General features: G+C 63.2%; 20 protein-coding genes and 1 pseudogene. 11 read left to right on the top strand and 10 right to left on the bottom strand.

The window, feature by feature from the left end; genetic code table 11:
- The first annotated feature begins 69 nt into the window (after positions 1 to 69).
- The gene (locus tag EN861_RS14220) at positions 70 to 1,320 is read left to right on the top strand and encodes a cytochrome P450 (RefSeq protein WP_135864102.1); all 1,251 of its coding nucleotides are present in this window, start codon (positions 70 to 72) and stop codon (positions 1,318 to 1,320) included.
- Positions 1,321 to 1,342: 22 nt separating this feature from the next.
- On the top strand, positions 1,343 to 2,407 hold the full coding sequence (locus tag EN861_RS14215; protein ID WP_135864100.1) for a hypothetical protein: 1,065 nt from the start codon (positions 1,343 to 1,345) through the stop codon (positions 2,405 to 2,407).
- Here the strand turns inward: EN861_RS14215 and EN861_RS14210 are convergent, their stop codons facing one another.
- From EN861_RS14210 to EN861_RS14185, 6 genes are all read right to left on the bottom strand, one after another.
- The gene (locus EN861_RS14210; protein WP_135864098.1) at positions 2,408 to 2,752 is read right to left on the bottom strand and encodes a cupin domain-containing protein; all 345 of its coding nucleotides are present in this window, start codon (positions 2,750 to 2,752) and stop codon (positions 2,408 to 2,410) included.
- Positions 2,753 to 2,758: 6 nt separating this feature from the next.
- Positions 2,759 to 4,039 (bottom strand): O-acetylhomoserine aminocarboxypropyltransferase, encoded by a 1,281-nt coding sequence (locus tag EN861_RS14205; RefSeq protein ID WP_135864096.1) that lies wholly within the window; start codon positions 4,037 to 4,039, stop codon positions 2,759 to 2,761.
- A gap of 195 nt (positions 4,040 to 4,234) precedes the next feature.
- The gene (locus EN861_RS14200; RefSeq protein ID WP_135864094.1) at positions 4,235 to 4,756 is read right to left on the bottom strand and encodes a CoA-binding protein; all 522 of its coding nucleotides are present in this window, start codon (positions 4,754 to 4,756) and stop codon (positions 4,235 to 4,237) included.
- Positions 4,753 to 5,535 (bottom strand): AAA family ATPase, encoded by a 783-nt coding sequence (locus tag EN861_RS14195; RefSeq protein WP_135864092.1) that lies wholly within the window; start codon positions 5,533 to 5,535, stop codon positions 4,753 to 4,755. Before EN861_RS14195 ends, EN861_RS14200 begins: the two co-directional genes overlap by 4 nt.
- Complete coding sequence (locus tag EN861_RS14190; protein ID WP_127869729.1) at positions 5,535 to 5,957, bottom strand: VOC family protein; 423 nt, start codon at positions 5,955 to 5,957, stop codon at positions 5,535 to 5,537. The genes EN861_RS14195 and EN861_RS14190 overlap by 1 nt, the downstream gene beginning before the upstream one ends.
- Positions 5,958 to 5,966: 9 nt before the next feature.
- The gene (locus EN861_RS14185; RefSeq protein WP_135864090.1) at positions 5,967 to 6,791 is read right to left on the bottom strand and encodes an enoyl-CoA hydratase; all 825 of its coding nucleotides are present in this window, start codon (positions 6,789 to 6,791) and stop codon (positions 5,967 to 5,969) included.
- 153 nt (positions 6,792 to 6,944) lie between these two features.
- Here EN861_RS14185 and EN861_RS14180 point away from each other — a divergent pair, with 153 nt between their 5' ends.
- The 4 genes from EN861_RS14180 (at position 6,945) to rpsI (ending at position 9,307) form a co-directional block, all read left to right on the top strand.
- Positions 6,945 to 7,394, top strand: coding sequence for a PaaI family thioesterase (locus EN861_RS14180; protein WP_135864088.1), 450 nt, complete (start codon positions 6,945 to 6,947; stop codon positions 7,392 to 7,394).
- Positions 7,395 to 7,453: 59 nt separating this feature from the next.
- Positions 7,454 to 8,098 (top strand): LysE family translocator, encoded by a 645-nt coding sequence (locus EN861_RS14175; RefSeq protein ID WP_135864085.1) that lies wholly within the window; start codon positions 7,454 to 7,456, stop codon positions 8,096 to 8,098.
- A 260-nt stretch (positions 8,099 to 8,358) separates the two neighbouring features.
- A complete protein-coding gene (gene rplM / locus EN861_RS14170) occupies positions 8,359 to 8,823 on the top strand; it encodes a 50S ribosomal protein L13 (protein WP_010915638.1) in 465 nt (154 codons plus the stop codon).
- 1 nt (position 8,824) lies between these two features.
- Positions 8,825 to 9,307, top strand: coding sequence for a 30S ribosomal protein S9 (gene rpsI / locus EN861_RS14165; protein WP_010915637.1), 483 nt, complete (start codon positions 8,825 to 8,827; stop codon positions 9,305 to 9,307).
- Positions 9,308 to 9,451: 144 nt separating this feature from the next.
- Here rpsI and EN861_RS14160 read toward each other — a convergent pair whose 3' ends face one another.
- On the bottom strand, positions 9,452 to 10,510 hold the full coding sequence (locus tag EN861_RS14160) for a glycerophosphodiester phosphodiesterase family protein (RefSeq protein ID WP_135864083.1): 1,059 nt from the start codon (positions 10,508 to 10,510) through the stop codon (positions 9,452 to 9,454).
- Positions 10,511 to 10,604: 94 nt separating this feature from the next.
- Positions 10,605 to 11,813 carry an acyltransferase gene (locus EN861_RS14155; protein WP_135864081.1) on the bottom strand — a complete coding sequence of 403 codons (1,209 nt, stop codon included), beginning with the start codon at positions 11,811 to 11,813 and terminating at the stop codon, positions 10,605 to 10,607.
- Positions 11,814 to 11,936: 123 nt separating this feature from the next.
- Between EN861_RS14155 and speB the strand changes: the two genes are divergently transcribed.
- From speB to EN861_RS14140, 3 genes and pseudogenes are all read left to right on the top strand, one after another.
- Entirely contained in the window at positions 11,937 to 12,944 is a 1,008-nt protein-coding gene (gene speB, locus EN861_RS14150; RefSeq protein WP_127279129.1) for an agmatinase, read from the top strand.
- Positions 12,945 to 12,974: 30 nt separating this feature from the next.
- A complete protein-coding gene (argC, locus tag EN861_RS14145; RefSeq protein ID WP_135864079.1) occupies positions 12,975 to 13,901 on the top strand; it encodes an N-acetyl-gamma-glutamyl-phosphate reductase in 927 nt (308 codons plus the stop codon).
- Positions 13,898 to 14,095, top strand: a pseudogene (locus tag EN861_RS14140) (aminoglycoside phosphotransferase family protein); the annotation flags it as partial. The gene argC and the pseudogene EN861_RS14140, both read left to right, overlap by 4 nt.
- A gap of 49 nt (positions 14,096 to 14,144) precedes the next feature.
- On the opposite strand, the gene EN861_RS14135 reads toward EN861_RS14140, so the two are convergent.
- The gene (locus EN861_RS14135) at positions 14,145 to 15,236 is read right to left on the bottom strand and encodes a COX15/CtaA family protein (RefSeq protein WP_135864077.1); all 1,092 of its coding nucleotides are present in this window, start codon (positions 15,234 to 15,236) and stop codon (positions 14,145 to 14,147) included.
- 153 nt (positions 15,237 to 15,389) lie between these two features.
- On the opposite strand from EN861_RS14135, the gene EN861_RS14130 reads away from it, so the two are divergent.
- Positions 15,390 to 15,605 (top strand): DUF2842 domain-containing protein, encoded by a 216-nt coding sequence (locus EN861_RS14130; RefSeq protein ID WP_027143610.1) that lies wholly within the window; start codon positions 15,390 to 15,392, stop codon positions 15,603 to 15,605.
- A 24-nt stretch (positions 15,606 to 15,629) separates the two neighbouring features.
- Here the strand turns inward: EN861_RS14130 and EN861_RS14125 are convergent, their stop codons facing one another.
- Positions 15,630 to 16,688, bottom strand: a complete 1,059-nt coding sequence (locus EN861_RS14125; protein ID WP_127279126.1) for a polysaccharide deacetylase family protein — start codon at positions 16,686 to 16,688, stop codon at positions 15,630 to 15,632.
- Positions 16,689 to 16,777: 89 nt separating this feature from the next.
- Between EN861_RS14125 and EN861_RS14120 the strand changes: the two genes are divergently transcribed.
- Entirely contained in the window at positions 16,778 to 18,007 is a 1,230-nt protein-coding gene (locus EN861_RS14120; protein WP_135864075.1) for a GNAT family N-acetyltransferase, read from the top strand.
- Position 18,008: the final 1 nt, after the last annotated feature.

The following is an 18,008-nucleotide window of genomic DNA, read 5'->3' as shown; positions in this document are numbered from 1 at the left end:
AATCAATCGGGCTGCCGCACGCAACATACGGTCTGGAACCGGACTGGCAAGCCGCGCTATGGGTCTGGCATGACCAAACCGACGCTCTCCTATCTGGCCTTTGATCCAGCCACTCGCCGGCTTAGGCTCGACCCGCGCGAGCCGGCCTTCTTCCTGAATCCGTACGAGGCCTACGGCTTCCTGCACGACGCATCGAATGCGTTCTACTGGGAAGAATTCGGCTTCTGGTGCTTTGGCGGCTTCGGCGACGTCAACAAACTGCTGCGCGACCGCCGCTTCGGCCGCCAGAACCCGGCCGGCATTCCCGACAGCCGGGGTGTCGGTCAGGATAGAACCCATCTCAAGGCATTCGACGGCATCGAAGCCAATTCGATGCTGGAACTGGAGCCGCCGGTGCACACGCGGCTGAGGACGTTGGTCAACCGTGCCTTCGTCTCGCGTCAGGTCGAACGGTTGCGGCCGCGTGTCGAAGCGCTCGCCAAGGAATTGATCGACCGTTTCGACCCAGGCAAGGCCGTCGACCTCCTGCCGGCCTTTGCTTCGCCCCTGCCGATCACAATCATCGCCGAAATGCTCGGCGTGCCGGTCGAGATGGGACCGCAACTGCTCGACTGGTCACATCAGATGGTCGCCATGTACATCCATGGCCGCAGCCGCGAGACCGAGCACACGGCCAACCGCGCGGCGGACGAGTTCTCCAACTTCCTGCGCGGCTATGTTGCAGAGCGGCGCAGGAACCCGGGCGACGACCTGCTGTCGCTGCTGATCTCGGCCCAGGAAGACGGCCAAAAACTGTCAGAGGACGAACTGGTCTCCTCGGCCATCCTGCTGCTCAATGCCGGCCATGAAGCAACCGTGCACCAGACCGGCAATGCCGTCTATTCCATCCTGGCGCAAGGCGGCGACCCGCGCCGCTTCTTCACCTCACCGGAAACGACTGCGGCGACGGTCGAGGAATGCCTGCGTTTCGACGCGCCGCTGCACATGTTCATGCGCTATGCCTATGAGGAAATCGAAATCGCGCCCGGCATCGTCGTGCGGCCGGGCCAGACGATCGGGCTTTTGCTCGGCATGGCCAATCATGACCCGCACGCCTTCGCCGAACCCCTTGCCTTCCAGTCCGGCCGACCGGACCAAAAGAACGTGTCGTTCGGTGCCGGCATCCATTTCTGCATCGGCGCACCACTCGCCCGGCTCGAACTGCAGGTTTCGCTGAAGACTTTGTTCGAGCGGTACCCGCTACTGCATCTTGCCGAACAGCCCCGCTTCCGCGACACTTACCACTTCCATGGGCTGGAGGCGCTCTCCGTGCGCTTCTGACCATAGTGGGCTGGGGCTTGCTATGAGATTGTTTTCGAGAGGCGCGATCGCGCTCGCCGTGACGATTCTGCTCGGCTGCATGGCTGGCGCCGTGGCCCAGCAGACGGAGAATATCCCGCAGCAAAACAGTGACGCCATCGCCAGGAAGCTGGCGAGCGTGCTGCTCGAACGCCAGATTGGCGCGAAAGTGCCGGCGGAGAGGTTCGGCGCCTATGAGGTCGATTTCAACCTCGACGGATTTTCCGAGATCTATGTCTATGTGCAGGATCCTGCCTGCGACGGGGTCAAGTGCGGGCTGTTCCTGTTCGTGCTGGAGGGCGACGGCTATCGCGAGGTGCTGGGCGACATTCCGGGCGCCAGGCTGACGGACCCGGCCAAGGTCGGGCTCGGCGCCTTCAAGCGCAAAGGCTTTATCGACCTGCAGCTCAACCAGACGCTGGCCAGTTGGAACGATGAGCGCTATGCCGACAGCTCGACATTTCCCGCTTCTTCGCTCGACGGCACTGCCTTTATCGCGGCCTGCCGGAAAAACAAATCGAGCGAACAGCCCGAAGAGGGTGAGGCTGAACGGGTGACCAGCGAATGCCAGTGCCAGTTCAACCGGTTCGAGACGATCGGCCTTGCACAGGCCGATCTCGACACCTACGCGGCCTCTTTCGGCGAAAGCTTTGTCTATCCGACCGGTGACAGGGAAAAGCCGTGGCAGGCTCTGGTCAAGGACGCGGAGGATGCCGGCACCGGCTGCGACGTCGCCAGCGGCAAGAGCCAGTGGCAGCCGGCCTATTTCAACCATGGCGACCAGCAGCAGCAGCGACTTGACTTCGATGCCTTCCTCGACGCCTGTCCGGTGCAGGATTTCATCCTGACCAACCGCAAGACCGGTTCGCCGGACCGCGCGCTTGGCCTGTGCGGCTGCCTTGCCCGCGAGCTGCCGACGCAGGGCGTCACGCAAACAGGGATGGATCTCCTGACGCAATATTATCGCGACGAGATATCGGACGCGGACATCGATGCGCAGGACAGCGAATTGCTGGCCGCTCACGACAAGGCCTCGGACGCGTGCCTCGCCCAGTTCCCGGCGAAATGATCAAAGCTTGATCACATACTCCTTGCGAGTCGTTTCAAGCACTTCCCAGCTTCCCCTGAAGCCCGGCCGCAGCACGAAGCTGTCGCCGGCCTTGACGGTGCGCGCCTCGCCGCCCTCGTCCGCGATCACCGAGACGCCTGAGAGAATGTGGCAGAACTCCCATTCGTCATAGACGATGCGCCATTTGCCGGGGGTCGATTCCCAGATGCCGGCATAGAGGCCGCCGTCGCGCTCCTCGACATTCCAGGTGCGGAATTTCGGATCGCCGGAGATCAGACGATCCGGCGCGGGCGCACCGGATTCGGGCTCGACGCTTTTGGTGTCGACGGAAAGAAACGCGGTCATATCAGGTCAGACCTTGGCGAGTGCCTGTTCGAGGTCGGCGACGATGTCGGTGACATCCTCGATGCCGATGGACAGCCGCACCGTGTCCGGGCCAGCGCCGGCCTTGACCTTCTGCTCGTCGGAAAGCTGGCGGTGCGTGGTCGATGCCGGGTGAATGACCAGCGACTTGGTGTCGCCGACATTGGCCAGATGCGAGAAGAGTTCGAGTGCCTCGACGAATTTGATGCCCGCCTCGTAGCCGCCCTTGAGGCCGAAGGTGAACACGGCGCCGGAGCCCAGCGGCGAGTATTTCTTCTGCAGCGCATTGTTCTTGTCGCCGGGCAGGCCGGGATAATTCACCCAGGCCACTTTGGGATGGTTGGACAGCCAGCCGGCGACCGTGATCGCGTTGTCGCAGTGGCGCTGCATGCGCAGCGGCAAGGTTTCGAGGCCCGTCAGGATAAGGAAGGCGTTGAACGGCGAGATTGCCGGGCCGAGATCGCGCAGGCCGAGCACGCGGGCGGCGATGGCGAAAGCGAAATTGCCGAAGGTTTCGTGCAGCACAAGGCCGCCATATTCGGGGCGCGGTTCCGACAGCATCGGATACTTGCCCGACTTCGACCAGTCGAAAGTGCCGCCATCGACGATGACGCCGCCGATCGAATTGCCGTGGCCGCCTATGAACTTGGTCAGCGAATGGACGACGATATCCGCGCCGTGCTCGATCGGGCGGATGAGGTAGGGCGAAGCCAGCGTATTGTCGACGATCAATGGCAGGCCGTGCTTGCGGGCGATGTCGCCGATCTTCTCGATATCGACGAAGGTGCCGCCAGGATTGGCCAGGCTCTCGATGAAGATCGCCTTGGTCCTGTCGTCGATCTGGCTTTCGAAGGTCGAGACGTCATTGGTGTCGGCCCAGCGCACCTCCCAGCCATAATTCTTGAAGGCGTGCCCGAACTGGTTGATCGAACCGCCGTAAAGCTTGTTGGCGGCGACGAAATTGTCGCCCGGCTGCATCAGATTGTGGAACACGATCACCTGCGCGGCGTGGCCGGATGCCACAGCAAGGGCAGCCGTGCCGCCTTCGAGTGCGGCGACGCGCTCTTCGAGCACTGCCTGGGTCGGGTTCATGATGCGGGTGTAGATGTTGCCGAAAGCTTTCAGCCCGAACAGCGAAGCGGCGTGGTCGGCATCGTCGAAGACGAAGGAAGTCGTCTGGTAGATCGGCGTGGCGCGCGCGCCGGTGGCCGGATCGGGCTTGGCGCCTGCATGGACGGCGAGCGTGTTGAAACCGGGCGTACGGGTCACTGAAACCTCCCTCAAGAACTTTCTCAAAATTCGCCGGGCATTCTTGGCGAAGCGCGGCCTGGAATGCAAAGAAGAAAATACCTTTCGGCGTGCGATCCGCGATGAACGCGCGGGAAACTCAATCGCTTCCCGGAAAAATTTTTGCGCGCCGGCAGTGGACTGGAATCTCTTGCCAAAAAGCAATCCCGGATCACGTCACTTCTGGCGGACGCCAAAACTCTGGAAGCCCTGGCGCATCAGCGGCTTCTTCGACGACAGCACGCCGGAGTTGACACCGGTCCAGCCGATCTCGCCGGAGAGCTTGCCGTATTCGATCTTGGGGCAGCGGTTCATCACCACCTTGATTCCGGCTGCCTCCGCGCGTGCGGCCGCCTCGTCATGACGCACTCCAAGCTGCATCCAGACGACTTTGGGCAACGGATCGAGCTGCAAGACCTCTTCCACAATGCCCGGCACAGCCGATGGTGCGCGAAAGATGTCGACCATGTCGATCGGCTCTGGAATGTCGACCAGCCTGGCATAGGTCATTCGGCCGAGGATTTCCTTGCCGGCCTGGCCGGGATTGATCGGGAACACCGAAAAACCCTTGGCCAGCAGGTATTTCAACACGAAATAGCTCGGCCTGACGTCATTGGCCGACGCCCCGACCATGGCGATGGTCTTCACCGAATTGAGGATGCCGCCGATATAGGTGTTGTCGTAACTATCGTGATTCATGCCTCGTCCTCATACAACGCCTCAGCGAGAAAACCATCCGGGTCATTGCTGAAATCGCGCAGCATGCGGAAATGGTCCGTATCGCGAAAGTCGGCGGGCTCAAGCCCGAACCTGCTGATGCGGAACAGCCGCGCGCCGGGACAGGCCATCAGCAGCGGCGAGTGCGTCGCCATGATCACTTGCGCGGTGCCCGACTGGTCCATGCGCCGCAGCATCTTGAGCAGTTCGATCTGGCGCGACGGCGAGAGCGCGCTTTCAGGCTCGTCGAGTATGTAGATGCCTTGCCTGCGGCAGCGTTCCTCGAAGAAACGGATAAACCCCTCGCCATGCGACCATGACAAGAAATCCGGCGGCGGCGGCTTGAAAGGGTCTTCCAGCGCCGCCTGGTCGAGGTAGCGGGCGACGGAGTAAAAGGATTCGGCGCGGAAGAACCAGCCGGCGGTGACCTTCGGCAGCCAATGGCCACGGAACGTGTTCGCCAGCGCGGCGCCACTCTTGTCGATGGCGCTGGAATGGTCGACCGGCCGGTAACCCTTGCCGCCGCCGGCCTCGTCGTAACCGGCCAGCGCCCCGATCGCCTCGAGCAAGGTGGATTTGCCGGTGCCGTTCTCGCCAACGATGATGGTGATCGGCGTGGTGAATTCGAGTTCGAAGGCGTGGCCGCGAAACAGCGGCAGGTTCCAGGGGTATTTTTCCCAGTCCGCCACGCGCTCGGGGTCGAGCAAAATGCGCTTGAGATAGGGTGCCTTGAGTCGTGTCAGTTGCTTGCGATGGACCATCAGCCAGGCAGCGAAATCGTGCCGTCTTCGGCGATCGGAAAGGCCGGATTGTGGGCCACTTCCCAGACATGTCCATCGGCATCGGCGAAATAGCCGTACCAGCCGCCCCAGAACGCGCGGCCTGCCGGCTTGACGATCTTGCCGCCGGCCTGTTCAGCCATGGCGAGCACCTCGTCGACTTCGGCATCGGAGCGAGTGTTGTAGGCGAGGTAGACCGCTGACGGCGCCTTGGTGAAGACAATGCCGGAATCCTCCTCGGCGCTGGCGCGCGGGAACAGGCCGAGGATGGCGCCGCCCATCTGGAAGAAGGCGACACCATCGGTGATCCCGGCATGACGTTTCAGGCCCATCGCCTCGTAGAAACGCACCGCGCGATCGAGATCGTCGGTGGCGATGGTGATGATGGAGATGCGCGGTTCCATGCTCCCGTCCTATTCGTCCGTCCATTCCGGCTTGCGCTTGCCGATGAAGGCGCCGATGCCCTCTTCCGCGTCCCGCGCCAGCATGTTCTCGACCATGACGCGGCCGGTATAGGCATAGGCATCCGCCAGCCCCATTTCGGCCTGCGCGTAAAAGGCTTCCTTGCCGGTCTTCACGACCAAGGACGATTTGGACGCAATGGTTTGCGCGTATTTGGTGACAATCTGATTCAGGTACTCACGCGGCACGACGCGGTTGACGAGGCCGAATTCCTTGGCCGTTGCCGCATCGATCGTCTCGCCAGTCAACAGCATCTCCATCGCCTGCTTGCGCGAGACGTTGCGCGACAGCGCCACCATCGGCGTCGAACAGAACAGGCCGATGTTGACGCCCGGCGTGCAGAAGGTCGCTTCGTGCGAGGCGATGGCCAGGTCGCAGCTTGCGACCAGTTGCAGGCCGGCGGCTGTCGCCAGGCCGTCCACCTCGGCGATGACAGGCAGGGGATGGCGCACGATCGTCTCCATCAACGTGGCGCAAGCGGCAAACGTCTCTTCGAAGAAGGCCTTGCCGCGATCGGCGTCGGCGCGCCGCGCGGTCATTTCCTTGAGGTCGTGGCCGGCGCAGAACACCTTGCCGGCTGCCGACAGCACGATGACGCGAACCGCCTTGTCGGCCTTTGCACGCTCGAGTTCTGCCGTCAGCCCCGCCATTACCGCCAGCGACAAGGCGTTAGCGGGTGGATTGGCAAGCGTCAGGCGCAGCACGCCCTTGTCCAGCCTTGTCGTGATCGGGCCCTCTTCGGCGGCAGCAGGCTTGATGGCAAGGATTTCGGCCATGGCTAAGGTCTCCGCGATTCCGGTCGTGCCGGCAGAGTATCTAATATCGGATCGGGTTTCGTCCAACACCCATCGCTTGCGCCAGGGCGATGTATATGTTGCCAGAAACGCCCGCCTGCGCCCATACAAGCATGCGCAGAACGAGAGACCGACATGCCCGCCCAGACCAACCTCAAGCCGGTGCTGACCGCAGTGCAGATCAACGTGTTGATGGAGAGCGTCTTTCCGCAACTCAATGAGAGTTCCGCCGCTTATGAGGCGATCGACGTGTTTCCCGGCGGCTGTATCGTGCGGCTCAATGCCGGCGAGCGGCATTTGCGCCCCGGCGGCACGGTGTCCGGCCCCGCGCTGTTCACGCTGGCCGATATCGGCGGTTATGTCTGCGTGCTCAGCCATGCAGGGCCGGATGCGCTCTCGGTCACCACCAACCTCAACATCAACTTCGTGCGCAAGGCGGAGGCCGGGCCGATCGACGGGCATTGCCGCATCCTGAAGCTAGGAAAGAGCCTGATGGTGTTCGACATCGACATCGTCGCCGGCCCCGATGGACAGACAGTGGCGCATGCGACAGGCACCTATTCGATCCCGCCGAAGCGGGGATAAGCTGCCAGGCCGGTTCGTGCTTTGCGTGGAACGCCCGGCCGACTAGATCGTTCTGCCGCATGCCCGACGTGACAACCTACCTTGCGTTCCTCGCTGCCGTGCTCACCTATCAACTTTCGGGCGTCGGTCCCGACATGATGCTGGTGATCAGCCGCGGCGTGGGGCAAGGCTGGCGCCATGCCCTGTCGACTGCGGCGGGATGTGTATCGGCCGGCGTCGTCCAGATTCCGTTGCTCGCAATGGGACTGGCCTCGCTAGTCACGTCCTCGCCATCTCTCTACTCCATCCTTCAGGTCGTCGGCGCGGTCTATCTGATCGCCATCGGTATCAAATTCCTGTTGGCGCGCCGGCAGGGCGAAGATGGCGGCGTCTTTGCCACCAAGAGCAGCATACCGGCCGCTTTCCGGCAGGGCTTGGTCTGCAACCTCACCAACCCGACGACGCTCGCTTTCATGCTTGCGGTTCTGCCGCAATTCGTTCACCCGTCGGCCGGGTCACCTGCGCTTCAGTTCATCGTTCTCGGCGCGACCATGAAGATGACGGGAATGGTCGTTCTCGGCGCTGTCGCGCTGACCTCCGGCGCGATCGGCGACTGGCTGGCGCGCCGAAGCTCGCTCCTTATTTGGCAGCAAAGGCTGAGCGGAGCCCTGATGGTCGCCATCGGCATCAGGCTCCTCCTTGCCGCCGTGAGCGGGCGGCGGTGAGCGGGATATAAGCTATCAAATCGAGCGTGCTAGTGAGGTAAAATAATACCGTTTCATCTACTCTTTGAAATTAAAAGGTTTTTCCGGATCTTCAATCACCACCGATACTTGACGCACCCACCGCCCTCGCCTATAAGCCCTCACGAAGCAGCGGCCCGCAAAGGCCGCCGTTTTGTTATTGGCTGATGACAAGCGTCTTTCGCCAATCCAAGCAACAAGAAACGCCTTCCCCGTGAAGGTCAAAACCGAGAGCAGAAAACATGACAACCTTTTCGCAGAAGCCTGCGGATGTGGTGAAGAAGTGGATCCTGATCGACGCCGAGGGTCTCGTCGTCGGCCGTCTTGCCACTGTCATCGCCAATCATCTTCGCGGCAAGCACAAGCCGACCTTCACCCCGCATGTCGACGACGGCGACAATGTCATCGTCATCAATGCCGACAAGGTGGTGTTCACCGGCAAGAAGTTCACCGACAAGGTCTATTACTGGCACACCGGCCACCCCGGCGGCATCAAGGAGCGCACCGCGCGCCAGCTGCTCGAGGGCCGTTTCCCCGAGCGTGTCGTCGAGAAGGCCGTTGAGCGCATGGTTCCGCGTGGCCCGCTCGGCCGTCGCCAGATGAAGAACCTGCGCGTCTATGCAGGCGCGGAGCATCCGCATGTCGCCCAGCAGCCAGAAGTCCTCGACGTGGCCAAGCTGAATTCCAAGAACAAGAAGGTCGCATAAGATGGCTGAGCTTTCCTCGCTCGCAGAACTGGGCGCCGCCACCGGGAACACGAACACCCAGGCCGCGGCCCCCGTCCATGTCCAGAAGCTCGACAAGTCGGGCCGCGCCTATGCCACCGGCAAGCGCAAGAACGCCATCGCGCGCGTCTGGGTGAAGCCGGGTTCCGGCAAGATCGTCGTCAACGACAAGGAATTCGCGACCTATTTCGCGCGTCCGGTCCTGCAGATGATCCTCAACCAGCCGATCATCGCGTCCAACCGTTCGGGCCAGTACGACATTGTCGCCACCGTCGTCGGTGGCGGCCTCTCCGGCCAGGCCGGTGCCGTTCGTCACGGCATCTCCAAGGCGCTGACCTACTACGAGCCGGCGCTGCGCGCCGTGCTCAAGAAGGGTGGCTTCCTGACCCGCGACAGCCGCGTCGTCGAGCGCAAGAAGTACGGCAAGGCCAAGGCCCGTCGCTCCTTCCAGTTCTCGAAGCGCTAAGCGTTTCGAATTTCCGATATCAAAGGCCGCTTCCGGGCGGCCTTTGTTTTTCGGGCCGCGGATTTGAGTGATCGACAGGTCGTGGGACAGCGCCCTCCGACCTGGCGGGCAACTGTCACGAGAGGGAGATCGGCAGCTTCAGTCCTAATTGATGCTGGCCGTATGCGCCGGTTCGGCCGGCCGCTTCTCGTCGGCATAGGGCACACGATAACCGTTGGCCGCCAGCCAGGCGATCGCGGCCTTCGGCTCGTCGGTCTGGATGATGGTGGCGCCGCGATCGGCCCAGAAGCCCCAGGCTTCGCGCGGCGAGCTGGCCTGGACCGCCAGTTCGTCGCCGCGGCCGCCGGCCAGGAAGCCGCCCGGCTTGTTGACGATGGCATAGGTGTCGGCCCAAATATGCCAATCGCCCCTCACCGCCTCGGCGCGCATACGCGTGCTAAACAGCGGCCCGCCGGTTTCGGTCAACGTCTCGGCGCCCGCCCGCCAGTTGATCAACTCGATCGCGCCCGGCGCGAAAGCGTGGTCGACCGTCGAGGCGAAGCCGGCATCATGCACGGCGTCATCGGCAATGATCGGCATGAACTGAAAGCCACCGCCTGCCGCGGCCATGGCGGCTTTCACCGTGATGATCCTGTTCTGGTTCCAAAGGTTTTCCTTGACGATGACCTGCGCGGCCATGCCGAGATCGCGAGCCACCGCGATCATGCCCGGGAGGTCGCCGACTTCGAGCTTGTTGTCGAGATTGATGAGGATTCTGTCCCTGGTCGTCATCAGCATTTCGCGCAATGTCGAGACGGTCTCGTTGGTGACGGCATGGGTGCCCTCGATCACCAGCCGGCATCTCTTCAATTCGGCCAGCGTGTAGTTGATGACTTCGCCCTTGCAGGTCGTCGTACGGTCGAGCCAGCTGTCATGCATGACGATGAGCTCGCCGTCCTTCGAGCGCCTGATGTCGACTTCGACGATTTCGGCGCCGATCGCGATCGAACCTTCAACCGCCGCGAGCGAGTTTTCCGCATAGAGCGTCTTGCCGGCCTGCATGCTGCCGGCCCTGTGCGCGGCCACCATGACATGGTCGCGCCACTGGTTGGCATGTTCGAAGCGGTCGAGGATCTGCCTGGCTCGTGTTTCGCCGGCCAAGGCCTGGCCGGCGGAGGCCGCCAGCGCGGTGGAAAGCAGAAGGTTCAGCCAGATCGTCCGCATCGAGAATCGCTCCTTGCCGGATCGAGCCGGGGATAGGCGACCTCGGTGACATCCAGGTGAACGAAGCCGGCTAGCGGTTGGCCGGCGATGCGGGTCAGATGCGTTTCGAGAGCCGGCGGAACCAGGCCATTGCAGGCATTTCGACCAGGCGCCATGTGATCCACGACACGGCGATGGTGGCGGCGAGCATGACGACGATCGCTACAGTCCCTGTCCAGCCGGGCCCAAAGCCTGTCGCGGGCCCGCCACGCAGCACGATGTCGCCAATCAAGCCGAGGCCGAGCTTGCGCTCGACGAGCCCGGCGACGTTGATCAGGCGCGCCTGGACGAAGATGTGGACCATGTAGATCGAATAGGACAGCGCGCCGAGCGTCAGCATGAAGGGCGTCCTGAGCAACGCGCTGATCCAGCCGCCTTCATGGGCGAACAGAAACAACGCCAGGGCGAACACCAGGGGCGCGGCGATGCCGAAATCATTGTCGCCCGCCAGCGAGACAAAAAGAACGATGACGGCCACCATGACGATTTCGGCAAGAGTCCAGCTCACCCGCGGGCCGTTTGTGACCAGGACCTGTCGCGCCCCTGCAATGGAATCATGCTGAAACCAGGCCAGCAGGGCGCCGAGCGAGAAGCCGTAGAGGCAGCGGATGAAGCCGAAATCGTAGGACACATCCATATGATGCGTGGAGAAACCGAGCAGGAACAGCGGCGCGGTGACGGCGGCGGCGACAAACCATATCCAGGCGCGTGCGCCGGCGATGAGGACCACGCCGGCAAACAGGAGATAGGCGAAAAACTCGGCCGAGATGCTCCAGCTTGGCGCATTCCACGTCAACCGATCCTCGAAGCCGACACCTTGCAGCAGAAGGAGATTGGCAGCCAGGCTCTTGAGGTCGAAGCCGCCGGTGAAGGGAGCGGCCCCCGTGCCATGCAATTGCGGCAGCATCAGCCGCAACAATTCGAAGGCGGCAAAGGCGGCAAGCATGACCAGATGCAGCGGATAGATGCGGCCGAAACGGACCAGGGCAAAGCGGGCGACCTCTTCCGGCCGGCCCAGCCGATTGGCATAGCTGGAGGCGATGACGAAGCCGGAAAGGACGAAGAAGAAGTCGACGAAAAGATAGGACGAACCGATAAAGCTGCTCTGCGAGATCACTGATGCGGTCGGGAAATGAAACAGCGCCACCAGCAACGCGCAGATGCCGCGCCACGAATCGAGAACCTGGAAGCGATCGCCGGCGATCGTGCCGGCGTGGGTCGACACCACGGCATCCGACGGATTAAGAAACGCGGTCTGCGTCATGATGATACAAATCCTGTCTTGCCGTGGCGCCCGGGCGGCGCGGTTTCGTCTCCCCAAGCTGTGACTGGCATCTTCCATGCCGGTTCTGTAGTTGTTGCACCCCGATGAAAACGAGGACCCGTAATGGCGACCAAGAACATCGACCATGCCTTCACCGCCCGCTCCAAAACGGGTGGCGCCCTTGAGCCGACCTATTCGGGCGCGCTGTCTTTCATGCGGCGCAAATACACCAAGGACGTGAAGGGCGCGGATGCGGTGGTGTGGGGCATTCCCTTCGACGCCGCCGTCACCAACCGGCCGGGCGCCCGGTTCGGGCCGCAGGCGATCCGCCGCGCCTCGGCGATCCTCGACAACGACCCGCAATACCCGTTTTCGCGCGATCTGTTCGAGCACCTCGCCGTGGTCGATTATGGCGACTGCCTGCTCGACTCGGGCAACCATCAGAAGACGCCCGGCACGATCGAGCGCGAAGCGGCCAAGATCCTGAAATCGGGCGCCTTCCTGCTGACGCTGGGCGGCGACCATTTCGTCACCTGGCCGCTGCTCAAGGCGCATGCCGCCATCCACGGACCGCTGGCCTTGGTGCAGTTCGACGCCCACCAGGACACATGGCCCGATGACGGCAAGCGCATCGACCACGGGTCCTTCGTCGGCCGAGCGGTCAAGGAAGGCATCATCGATCCCGACCGCTCGATCCAGATCGGCATCCGCACCCACGCGCCCGACACGTTCGGCATCAAGATTCTCTATGGCCATGAGATCGAGGAGATGCGCGCCTCCGACATCGCCTACGCCATCGTCGATCGCACCGGCGGCAAGAAGACCTATCTGACCTTCGACATCGACTGCCTCGATCCGGCCTATGCGCCTGGAACCGGCACGCCAGTTTCGGGCGGCCCGTCCTCGGCGAAGATCCTGTCGACGCTGCGTCAGCTCAACCAGGTCGATATCGTCGGCGCCGATGTCGTGGAGGTTGCGCCGGCCTATGATCACGCCGATATAACGGCGATCGCCGGTTCGATGGTGGCCATGCAGTATCTCGGCCTGCTGGCCGAGCGAAAGGCACGGCTCGAGGAGCTGAACAACGGCAACCACAACGGCGCCGCGGTCAATCATGGCAACGGCATATAGTCTTGGTATATCAGGGAATTTGATCAGGCAATGAAACCGAAAATCTTCATCGACGGCGAGCACGGCACCACCGGCCTCCAGATCCGGGCGCTGCTTGCCGAGCGCGGCGATCTGGAGATCATTTCCATTCCGGTCGAGCGTCGCAAGGAAACGACCGCGCGCGCCGAATTCCTCAACGCCGCCGATATCGCCATCCTGTGCCTGCCCGACGATGCAGCCAGGGAAAGCGTCTCGCTGATCACCAACGACACCACCAAGGTGATCGATGCGTCGACCGCGCATCGCGTGGCCGAAGGCTGGGAATATGGCTTCGCCGAACTGGACAAGGAGCAGGCGAGGAAGATCGCCACGGCCAAGCGCGTCGCCAATCCGGGCTGCTGGCCACAGGGACCGATCGCGACGCTCAGGCCACTGGTCACGGCAGGCTTGCTGCCGGCCAATTTCCCGATCGCGGTCAACGGCATTACGGGCTATTCGGGCGGCGGGCGTCCGATGATCGAAGACTATGTCACCAAGGGCGAGGACGCCTCGGAGTTCCTGCCCTATGGCCTGACCCTGCAGCACAAGCACGTGCCGGAATTGAAGGCCTATGCGAAGCTGTCGCATGATCCGATCATGCAGCCGGCGGTGGGCAATTTCGCCCAAGGCATGATCACGGTGGTGCCGTTGCAGCTCGGCGGCCTCGAACGCGTGCCGACGGGTGCCGAACTTCACGCCGCCATTTCGGACCATTTCGCCGCGATCAAGGGCGGTGTGGTCGAGGTGGCGCCCTATGCGCATCTGGAGCGCGTGCCGGACATCGATCCGGAGATCTACAACGGCACCAACCGCATGAGGGTCTATATCTTTGCCAACGACAGCAGAGCCCAGGCGCTGCTGCTGGCGGTCTACGACAATCTCGGCAAGGGCGCCTCGGGCGCGGCCGTCCAGAACATGGACCTGATGCTCGGCCTGTGATGGACGCGCCGGCCTTTCCAGCGCGCTGGCAAGTCAGCGAACCCGAACTCATTGCCGAAACATTCTCGAGCCGCATCTGGAAGGTGCGGCGCGAGGACGGCTCACCGGCGATCGTGAAGGCGCTGAAGCCGTTCGACGACGTTGCCGACGAGTTGCGCGGCGAGCATTTCCTTGCCTGGCGGCGCGGCGAAGGCGGCGATAAGACGACGCAGTCCAACGAATTCTGGATGTGATCGGCCGCGCTCAGCGTCCGACGGCAATCTCGTTGGGCAAGGGATAAGCGCCCTTGGTGCCCCGCCAATGGGCGGCGGCAAAGCCCAGCACAACAAGCGCAAACGCCTGATGGGTCAGCGCCATATGCAGGGGCACCTGCATCAGCAGCGTGCCGATACCGATCGAAGCTTGCACCAATACCAGAACGAACAACAGCGCCGCGCGTCGCGCATGCGTCGAGCCTGGCAGCCGCCGACGCGTGGCGATCATGTGCCAGAGCGCGACGGCGAAGACCGTATAGGCGCCGAGCCGGTGGATGAACTGCACCGTCTTCGGGTTCTCGAAGACGTTGCGCCACGCCGGATCGAGGATGAGCAGATCGCCGGGAACGATCCTGCCGTCCATCAGCGGCCAGGTGTTGTAGCTCATGCCGGCGTCGAGACCGGCCACCAGACCGCCGAGATAAATCTGGATCAGCGCCAGAAGCACGATGAAACCGGCCAATCTCTGCGTCGAGCGATCGGCCGCAGGCTCGGAGTGAGGAGCGAGACCCCGCGCGACAACCATGGTCGCGGTGAAGATCAGGGCCGCCAGCGTCAAGTGCGTGGCGAGCCTGTACTGGCTCACCGACACGCGGTCGACCAGGCCGGAGGCCACCATCCACCAGCCGATGGCCCCCTGCAGCCCGCCGAGAAGCAGAATGCCGACCAGCTTCGGTCCAAGGCCGCGCTCGATGCGGCGCGTCGCCCAGAAGACCAGAAGCGGCAAGGCAAAGACCAGGCCGACACTGCGCGCGAGCAGGCGATGCGCCCATTCCCACCAGAAGATCGACTTGAACGCCTCGATGCTCATGTCCTTGTTGAGCTCTGTGTATTGCGGGATCTGCTGGTAGCGCTGGAATTCCTCCTGCCACTCGGCGTCGTTGAGCGGCGGGATGACGCCATGGATCGGCTGCCATTCGGTGATCGACAGGCCGGATTCGGTCAACCGCGTGGCGCCGCCAACCAGCACCAGCGCGAACAGCACGAGGAGCACGACGTACAGCCAGCCGCGCACGAGTACCCGGTTGTGCAGGTCGCGGTCGCGGGCCTGATAGGGCGCGGCGGCGGTGATGGCGGCCATGGCTATATCCCGGCAGGTTGAATGTCGCGGATTGGTGAACCATCGCACTCCTGCTGGCAAGACCGCGCAGCGCGGCACGCCGTCGCGCCTGATGTGGTAGGTTGCGCGCGTCCCGCGTTCGGCCTAAGCGGTAGCCATCAACGAGGCCAAGCCATGCCCATTCGACTGAAAAAGCTTATCGGAATGTTCCTGCTTTTGGCGCTGGTCATCATCTACGCGCTGGTCGCGTCGATCTTCGCGGTCGCCCGCCTGTCGGAGTCGGGCGCGCTGGTGCAATTCCTGTTCTTCCTGCTTAGCGGTCTGCTCTGGGTGCTGCCGGCGATGGGCATCATCAAATGGCTGATGCTGGAGCCGAGGGCCAAGCGCTGAGCCCAGCCCGGACCGGGCAGTCCGTCAGATCGTGACGAGCATCTTGCCGGCGTTGGCGAGCGGCGTCGTCACGCCCGACAGCATCGTGCGGATATGGTGCAGGCTCTGGTAGCGGCCATTGACCGAAATGCGCGGCAGGGCATGCAGGAAACCGGCATGTTCGGCGCGCAGCACGCCGTGGCGGGTGGTCACGGCGGAAGCATAGCCGGCGTCGCGCGCGAAGCCCACTTCGCGGCAACCGACGGCGCTGGCGTAGCCGTAGGGATAGGCGAAATGGCGGGGTTCCTCGCCAAGCTCAGTTCGCAGCATGTCGTTGACGGCGCCGATCTCGCGCCGCGCATCGGCCTCGGAAAGCCGCTTCAGATTGCTGTGGTTGACCGTATGGGCGCCCATCGTCACCAGCGGATGTGCGGCGACGGTACGGATCTCATCCCAGTTCATCAGCGTGCGCAGGCGTGGGGCGTCCGCGTCGACCCCATTCGAAGCGGCCAGATCGCGCAGCACGCTCCGCAGGTCCTCCTCGCCGACCTCGGTGGTAAAATAGGCATGCAGGCGGGCGATGGCCTGATGTTTCCTGACGGGGGTCGCGCAATCGATCACGGTCGGGCCGTTCGGTGTGGTCAGGGTCAGGCGATCGCAGGCATTGACGATATCCTCGACCACATCCCACCAAAGGTGGGCGGTGCCATCGATCAGCCCTGGAGCGACATAGATGGTGAGCGGCGCGCCATGCTTCTCCAGCACCGGCAAGGCCTCGGTCATGTTGTCGCGATAGGCATCGTCGGCGGTGATGGTGGCGAACCGGCCGCCCTTGCCGCCTGCCTTGATGCGCTCCACGGCTTCGTCCATCGAGACGAAGGCATAGCCGTCCGCTCTCATGTCGGCGATCACGGCATCGAGGAAACTGGGCGCGATGTTGAGGTGCCGGTTGACGCTGTCGGGCTTTTCGGGTGTCGCCGTCACGCGGTGCAGCATCAGGATGGCGCCGATGCCGCCGACAAACGGCCTGGCCAGCGGTGCGAGGCCGGTATAGCGGGCGACGTTGAGCGCCAGTTTCCGGATTGCCTCCCCACCGTCGATCATTCATTCACCTTTTGCGCCTAGGCTATCCAAGCACGGAATACGCCCGAGCGCCCCCCAAATCGGGATCAGTACGCCTTAAGGATTGAGGTATGGTTGACGCAACCGCGTCATTTGATGGCAAGCGGCTCGCGGCGATCCAGGCTTCATCACGCGCACTGCCCGGGCATACCGCGGGGCTGTCGGTTTCAGTTGCCGCCGCCGAAGGACTCGCGGCGTATGCGGCGTTCTGTCGTTCGGCACTCTATGCGCCGGCGCAAAGTGCGGCATGGGTCTTGACCTGGGCCGCCGAGGTCAAGCCCGATCTGCTCATCGCCACGCTCGAACTGGAGGGCAGGCCGGCTTTCGCAGTGGCGCTGGAGGTGGTCAAGCGCGGCCCGTTGCGGGTCGCCCAGTTCATGGGCGGCCGCCACGCCAATGGCAATTTCGCCGCCGCCGAACCGCAATGGCTGGCGAGCGGCGACATCACAGCCATCCGCTCAATGCTCGCGGCGATCGCCGGGTCCCGGCCCGATGTTGATCTCATCGCGCTGGAAAGATTGCTGCCCGATCTCGACGGCATTGCCAATCCGCTGGCATCGCTCGATCATTTCGCCAGCCCCAACCTTTCGTTGGCCGTCGACCTCAGCGGTGGATTCGATGCGCTGCTGCTGCGTGCCAGCGGCAAGCGCAAACGCAAGAAGCATCGTTCGCAGACGCGCAAGTTCGAGGCCGTCGGCAGCCACCGGCGCATCGAGGCGCGCAGCGCCGACGAGGTGGAGAGGCTGCTCGACGCGTTCTTCGAGATGAAGGAACAGCGCTTCCGCAAGATGGGCATTGCCAACGTCTTCGGTGACGACCGGACACGCGCCTTCTTCCGGGGGCTGTTTACGCAAGCGCTTGCCGAGGACAAGCCTTGCTTCGTGCTGCATGGGCTGGAGGTCGCCGGCAAGTTGCGCGCCGTCACCGGATCGAGCCGCTCGGGCCGGCGCCTGATCTGCGAGTTCGGGGCGATCGCCGAGGATGAACTTGCCAACACCAGCCCGGGCGACTTCCTGTTCTTCGACAACATCCAGAACGCCTGCCAGAGCGGGTTCGCGGTCTATGATTTCTCCGTCGGAGACGAGCCCTACAAGCGGCTATGGTGCGATATCGAAACGCAGCATTTCGAGGTCCTGGTTCCGCTGACGCTCAAGGGCCGTGCGCTGGGACAGGCACTTCGCCAGGGCGCGCGGCTGAAGGCCTTTGTCAAGAATAGCCCGACGATCTGGAAGCTAGCCAAGATGCTGCGCCGCAAGGCAGCCGGACAGACGGCCCCCCTTCCCACGGAAGACGAACACTAGA

This window comes from Mesorhizobium sp. M8A.F.Ca.ET.218.01.1.1 (assembly GCF_004791165.1).
GTDB lineage: Bacteria > Pseudomonadota > Alphaproteobacteria > Rhizobiales > Rhizobiaceae > Mesorhizobium.
The sequence above is the reverse complement of the archived record's forward strand: the minus strand, read 5'-3'. Positions and strand labels throughout refer to the sequence as shown.

Excerpts from the sequence above, each read along its gene's own strand:
- EN861_RS14215 (WP_135864100.1), top strand. The coding sequence starts at position 1,343 with ATGAGATTGTTTTCGAGAGGCGCGATCGCGCTCGCCGTGACGATTCTG.
- EN861_RS14190 (WP_127869729.1), bottom strand. The coding sequence starts at position 5,957 with ATGGAACCGCGCATCTCCATCATCACCATCGCCACCGACGATCTCGAT.
- EN861_RS14195 (WP_135864092.1), bottom strand. The coding sequence starts at position 5,535 with ATGGTCCATCGCAAGCAACTGACACGACTCAAGGCACCCTATCTCAAG.
- EN861_RS14160 (WP_135864083.1), bottom strand. The coding sequence starts at position 10,510 with ATGCGGACGATCTGGCTGAACCTTCTGCTTTCCACCGCGCTGGCGGCC.
- EN861_RS14185 (WP_135864090.1), bottom strand. The coding sequence starts at position 6,791 with ATGGCCGAAATCCTTGCCATCAAGCCTGCTGCCGCCGAAGAGGGCCCG.
- EN861_RS14210 (WP_135864098.1), bottom strand. The coding sequence starts at position 2,752 with ATGACCGCGTTTCTTTCCGTCGACACCAAAAGCGTCGAGCCCGAATCC.
- EN861_RS14135 (WP_135864077.1), bottom strand. The coding sequence starts at position 15,236 with ATGGCCGCCATCACCGCCGCCGCGCCCTATCAGGCCCGCGACCGCGAC.
- EN861_RS14155 (WP_135864081.1), bottom strand. The coding sequence starts at position 11,813 with ATGACGCAGACCGCGTTTCTTAATCCGTCGGATGCCGTGGTGTCGACC.
- argC (WP_135864079.1), top strand. The coding sequence starts at position 12,975 with ATGAAACCGAAAATCTTCATCGACGGCGAGCACGGCACCACCGGCCTC.
- EN861_RS14175 (WP_135864085.1), top strand. The coding sequence starts at position 7,454 with ATGCCCGACGTGACAACCTACCTTGCGTTCCTCGCTGCCGTGCTCACC.
- EN861_RS14180 (WP_135864088.1), top strand. The coding sequence starts at position 6,945 with ATGCCCGCCCAGACCAACCTCAAGCCGGTGCTGACCGCAGTGCAGATC.
- EN861_RS14120 (WP_135864075.1), top strand. The coding sequence starts at position 16,778 with ATGGTTGACGCAACCGCGTCATTTGATGGCAAGCGGCTCGCGGCGATC.
- EN861_RS14220 (WP_135864102.1), top strand. The coding sequence starts at position 70 with ATGACCAAACCGACGCTCTCCTATCTGGCCTTTGATCCAGCCACTCGC.
- EN861_RS14200 (WP_135864094.1), bottom strand. The coding sequence starts at position 4,756 with ATGAATCACGATAGTTACGACAACACCTATATCGGCGGCATCCTCAAT.
- EN861_RS14130 (WP_027143610.1), top strand. The coding sequence starts at position 15,390 with ATGCCCATTCGACTGAAAAAGCTTATCGGAATGTTCCTGCTTTTGGCG.
- rplM (WP_010915638.1), top strand. The coding sequence starts at position 8,359 with ATGACAACCTTTTCGCAGAAGCCTGCGGATGTGGTGAAGAAGTGGATC.
- speB (WP_127279129.1), top strand. The coding sequence starts at position 11,937 with ATGGCGACCAAGAACATCGACCATGCCTTCACCGCCCGCTCCAAAACG.
- rpsI (WP_010915637.1), top strand. The coding sequence starts at position 8,825 with ATGGCTGAGCTTTCCTCGCTCGCAGAACTGGGCGCCGCCACCGGGAAC.
- EN861_RS14125 (WP_127279126.1), bottom strand. The coding sequence starts at position 16,688 with ATGATCGACGGTGGGGAGGCAATCCGGAAACTGGCGCTCAACGTCGCC.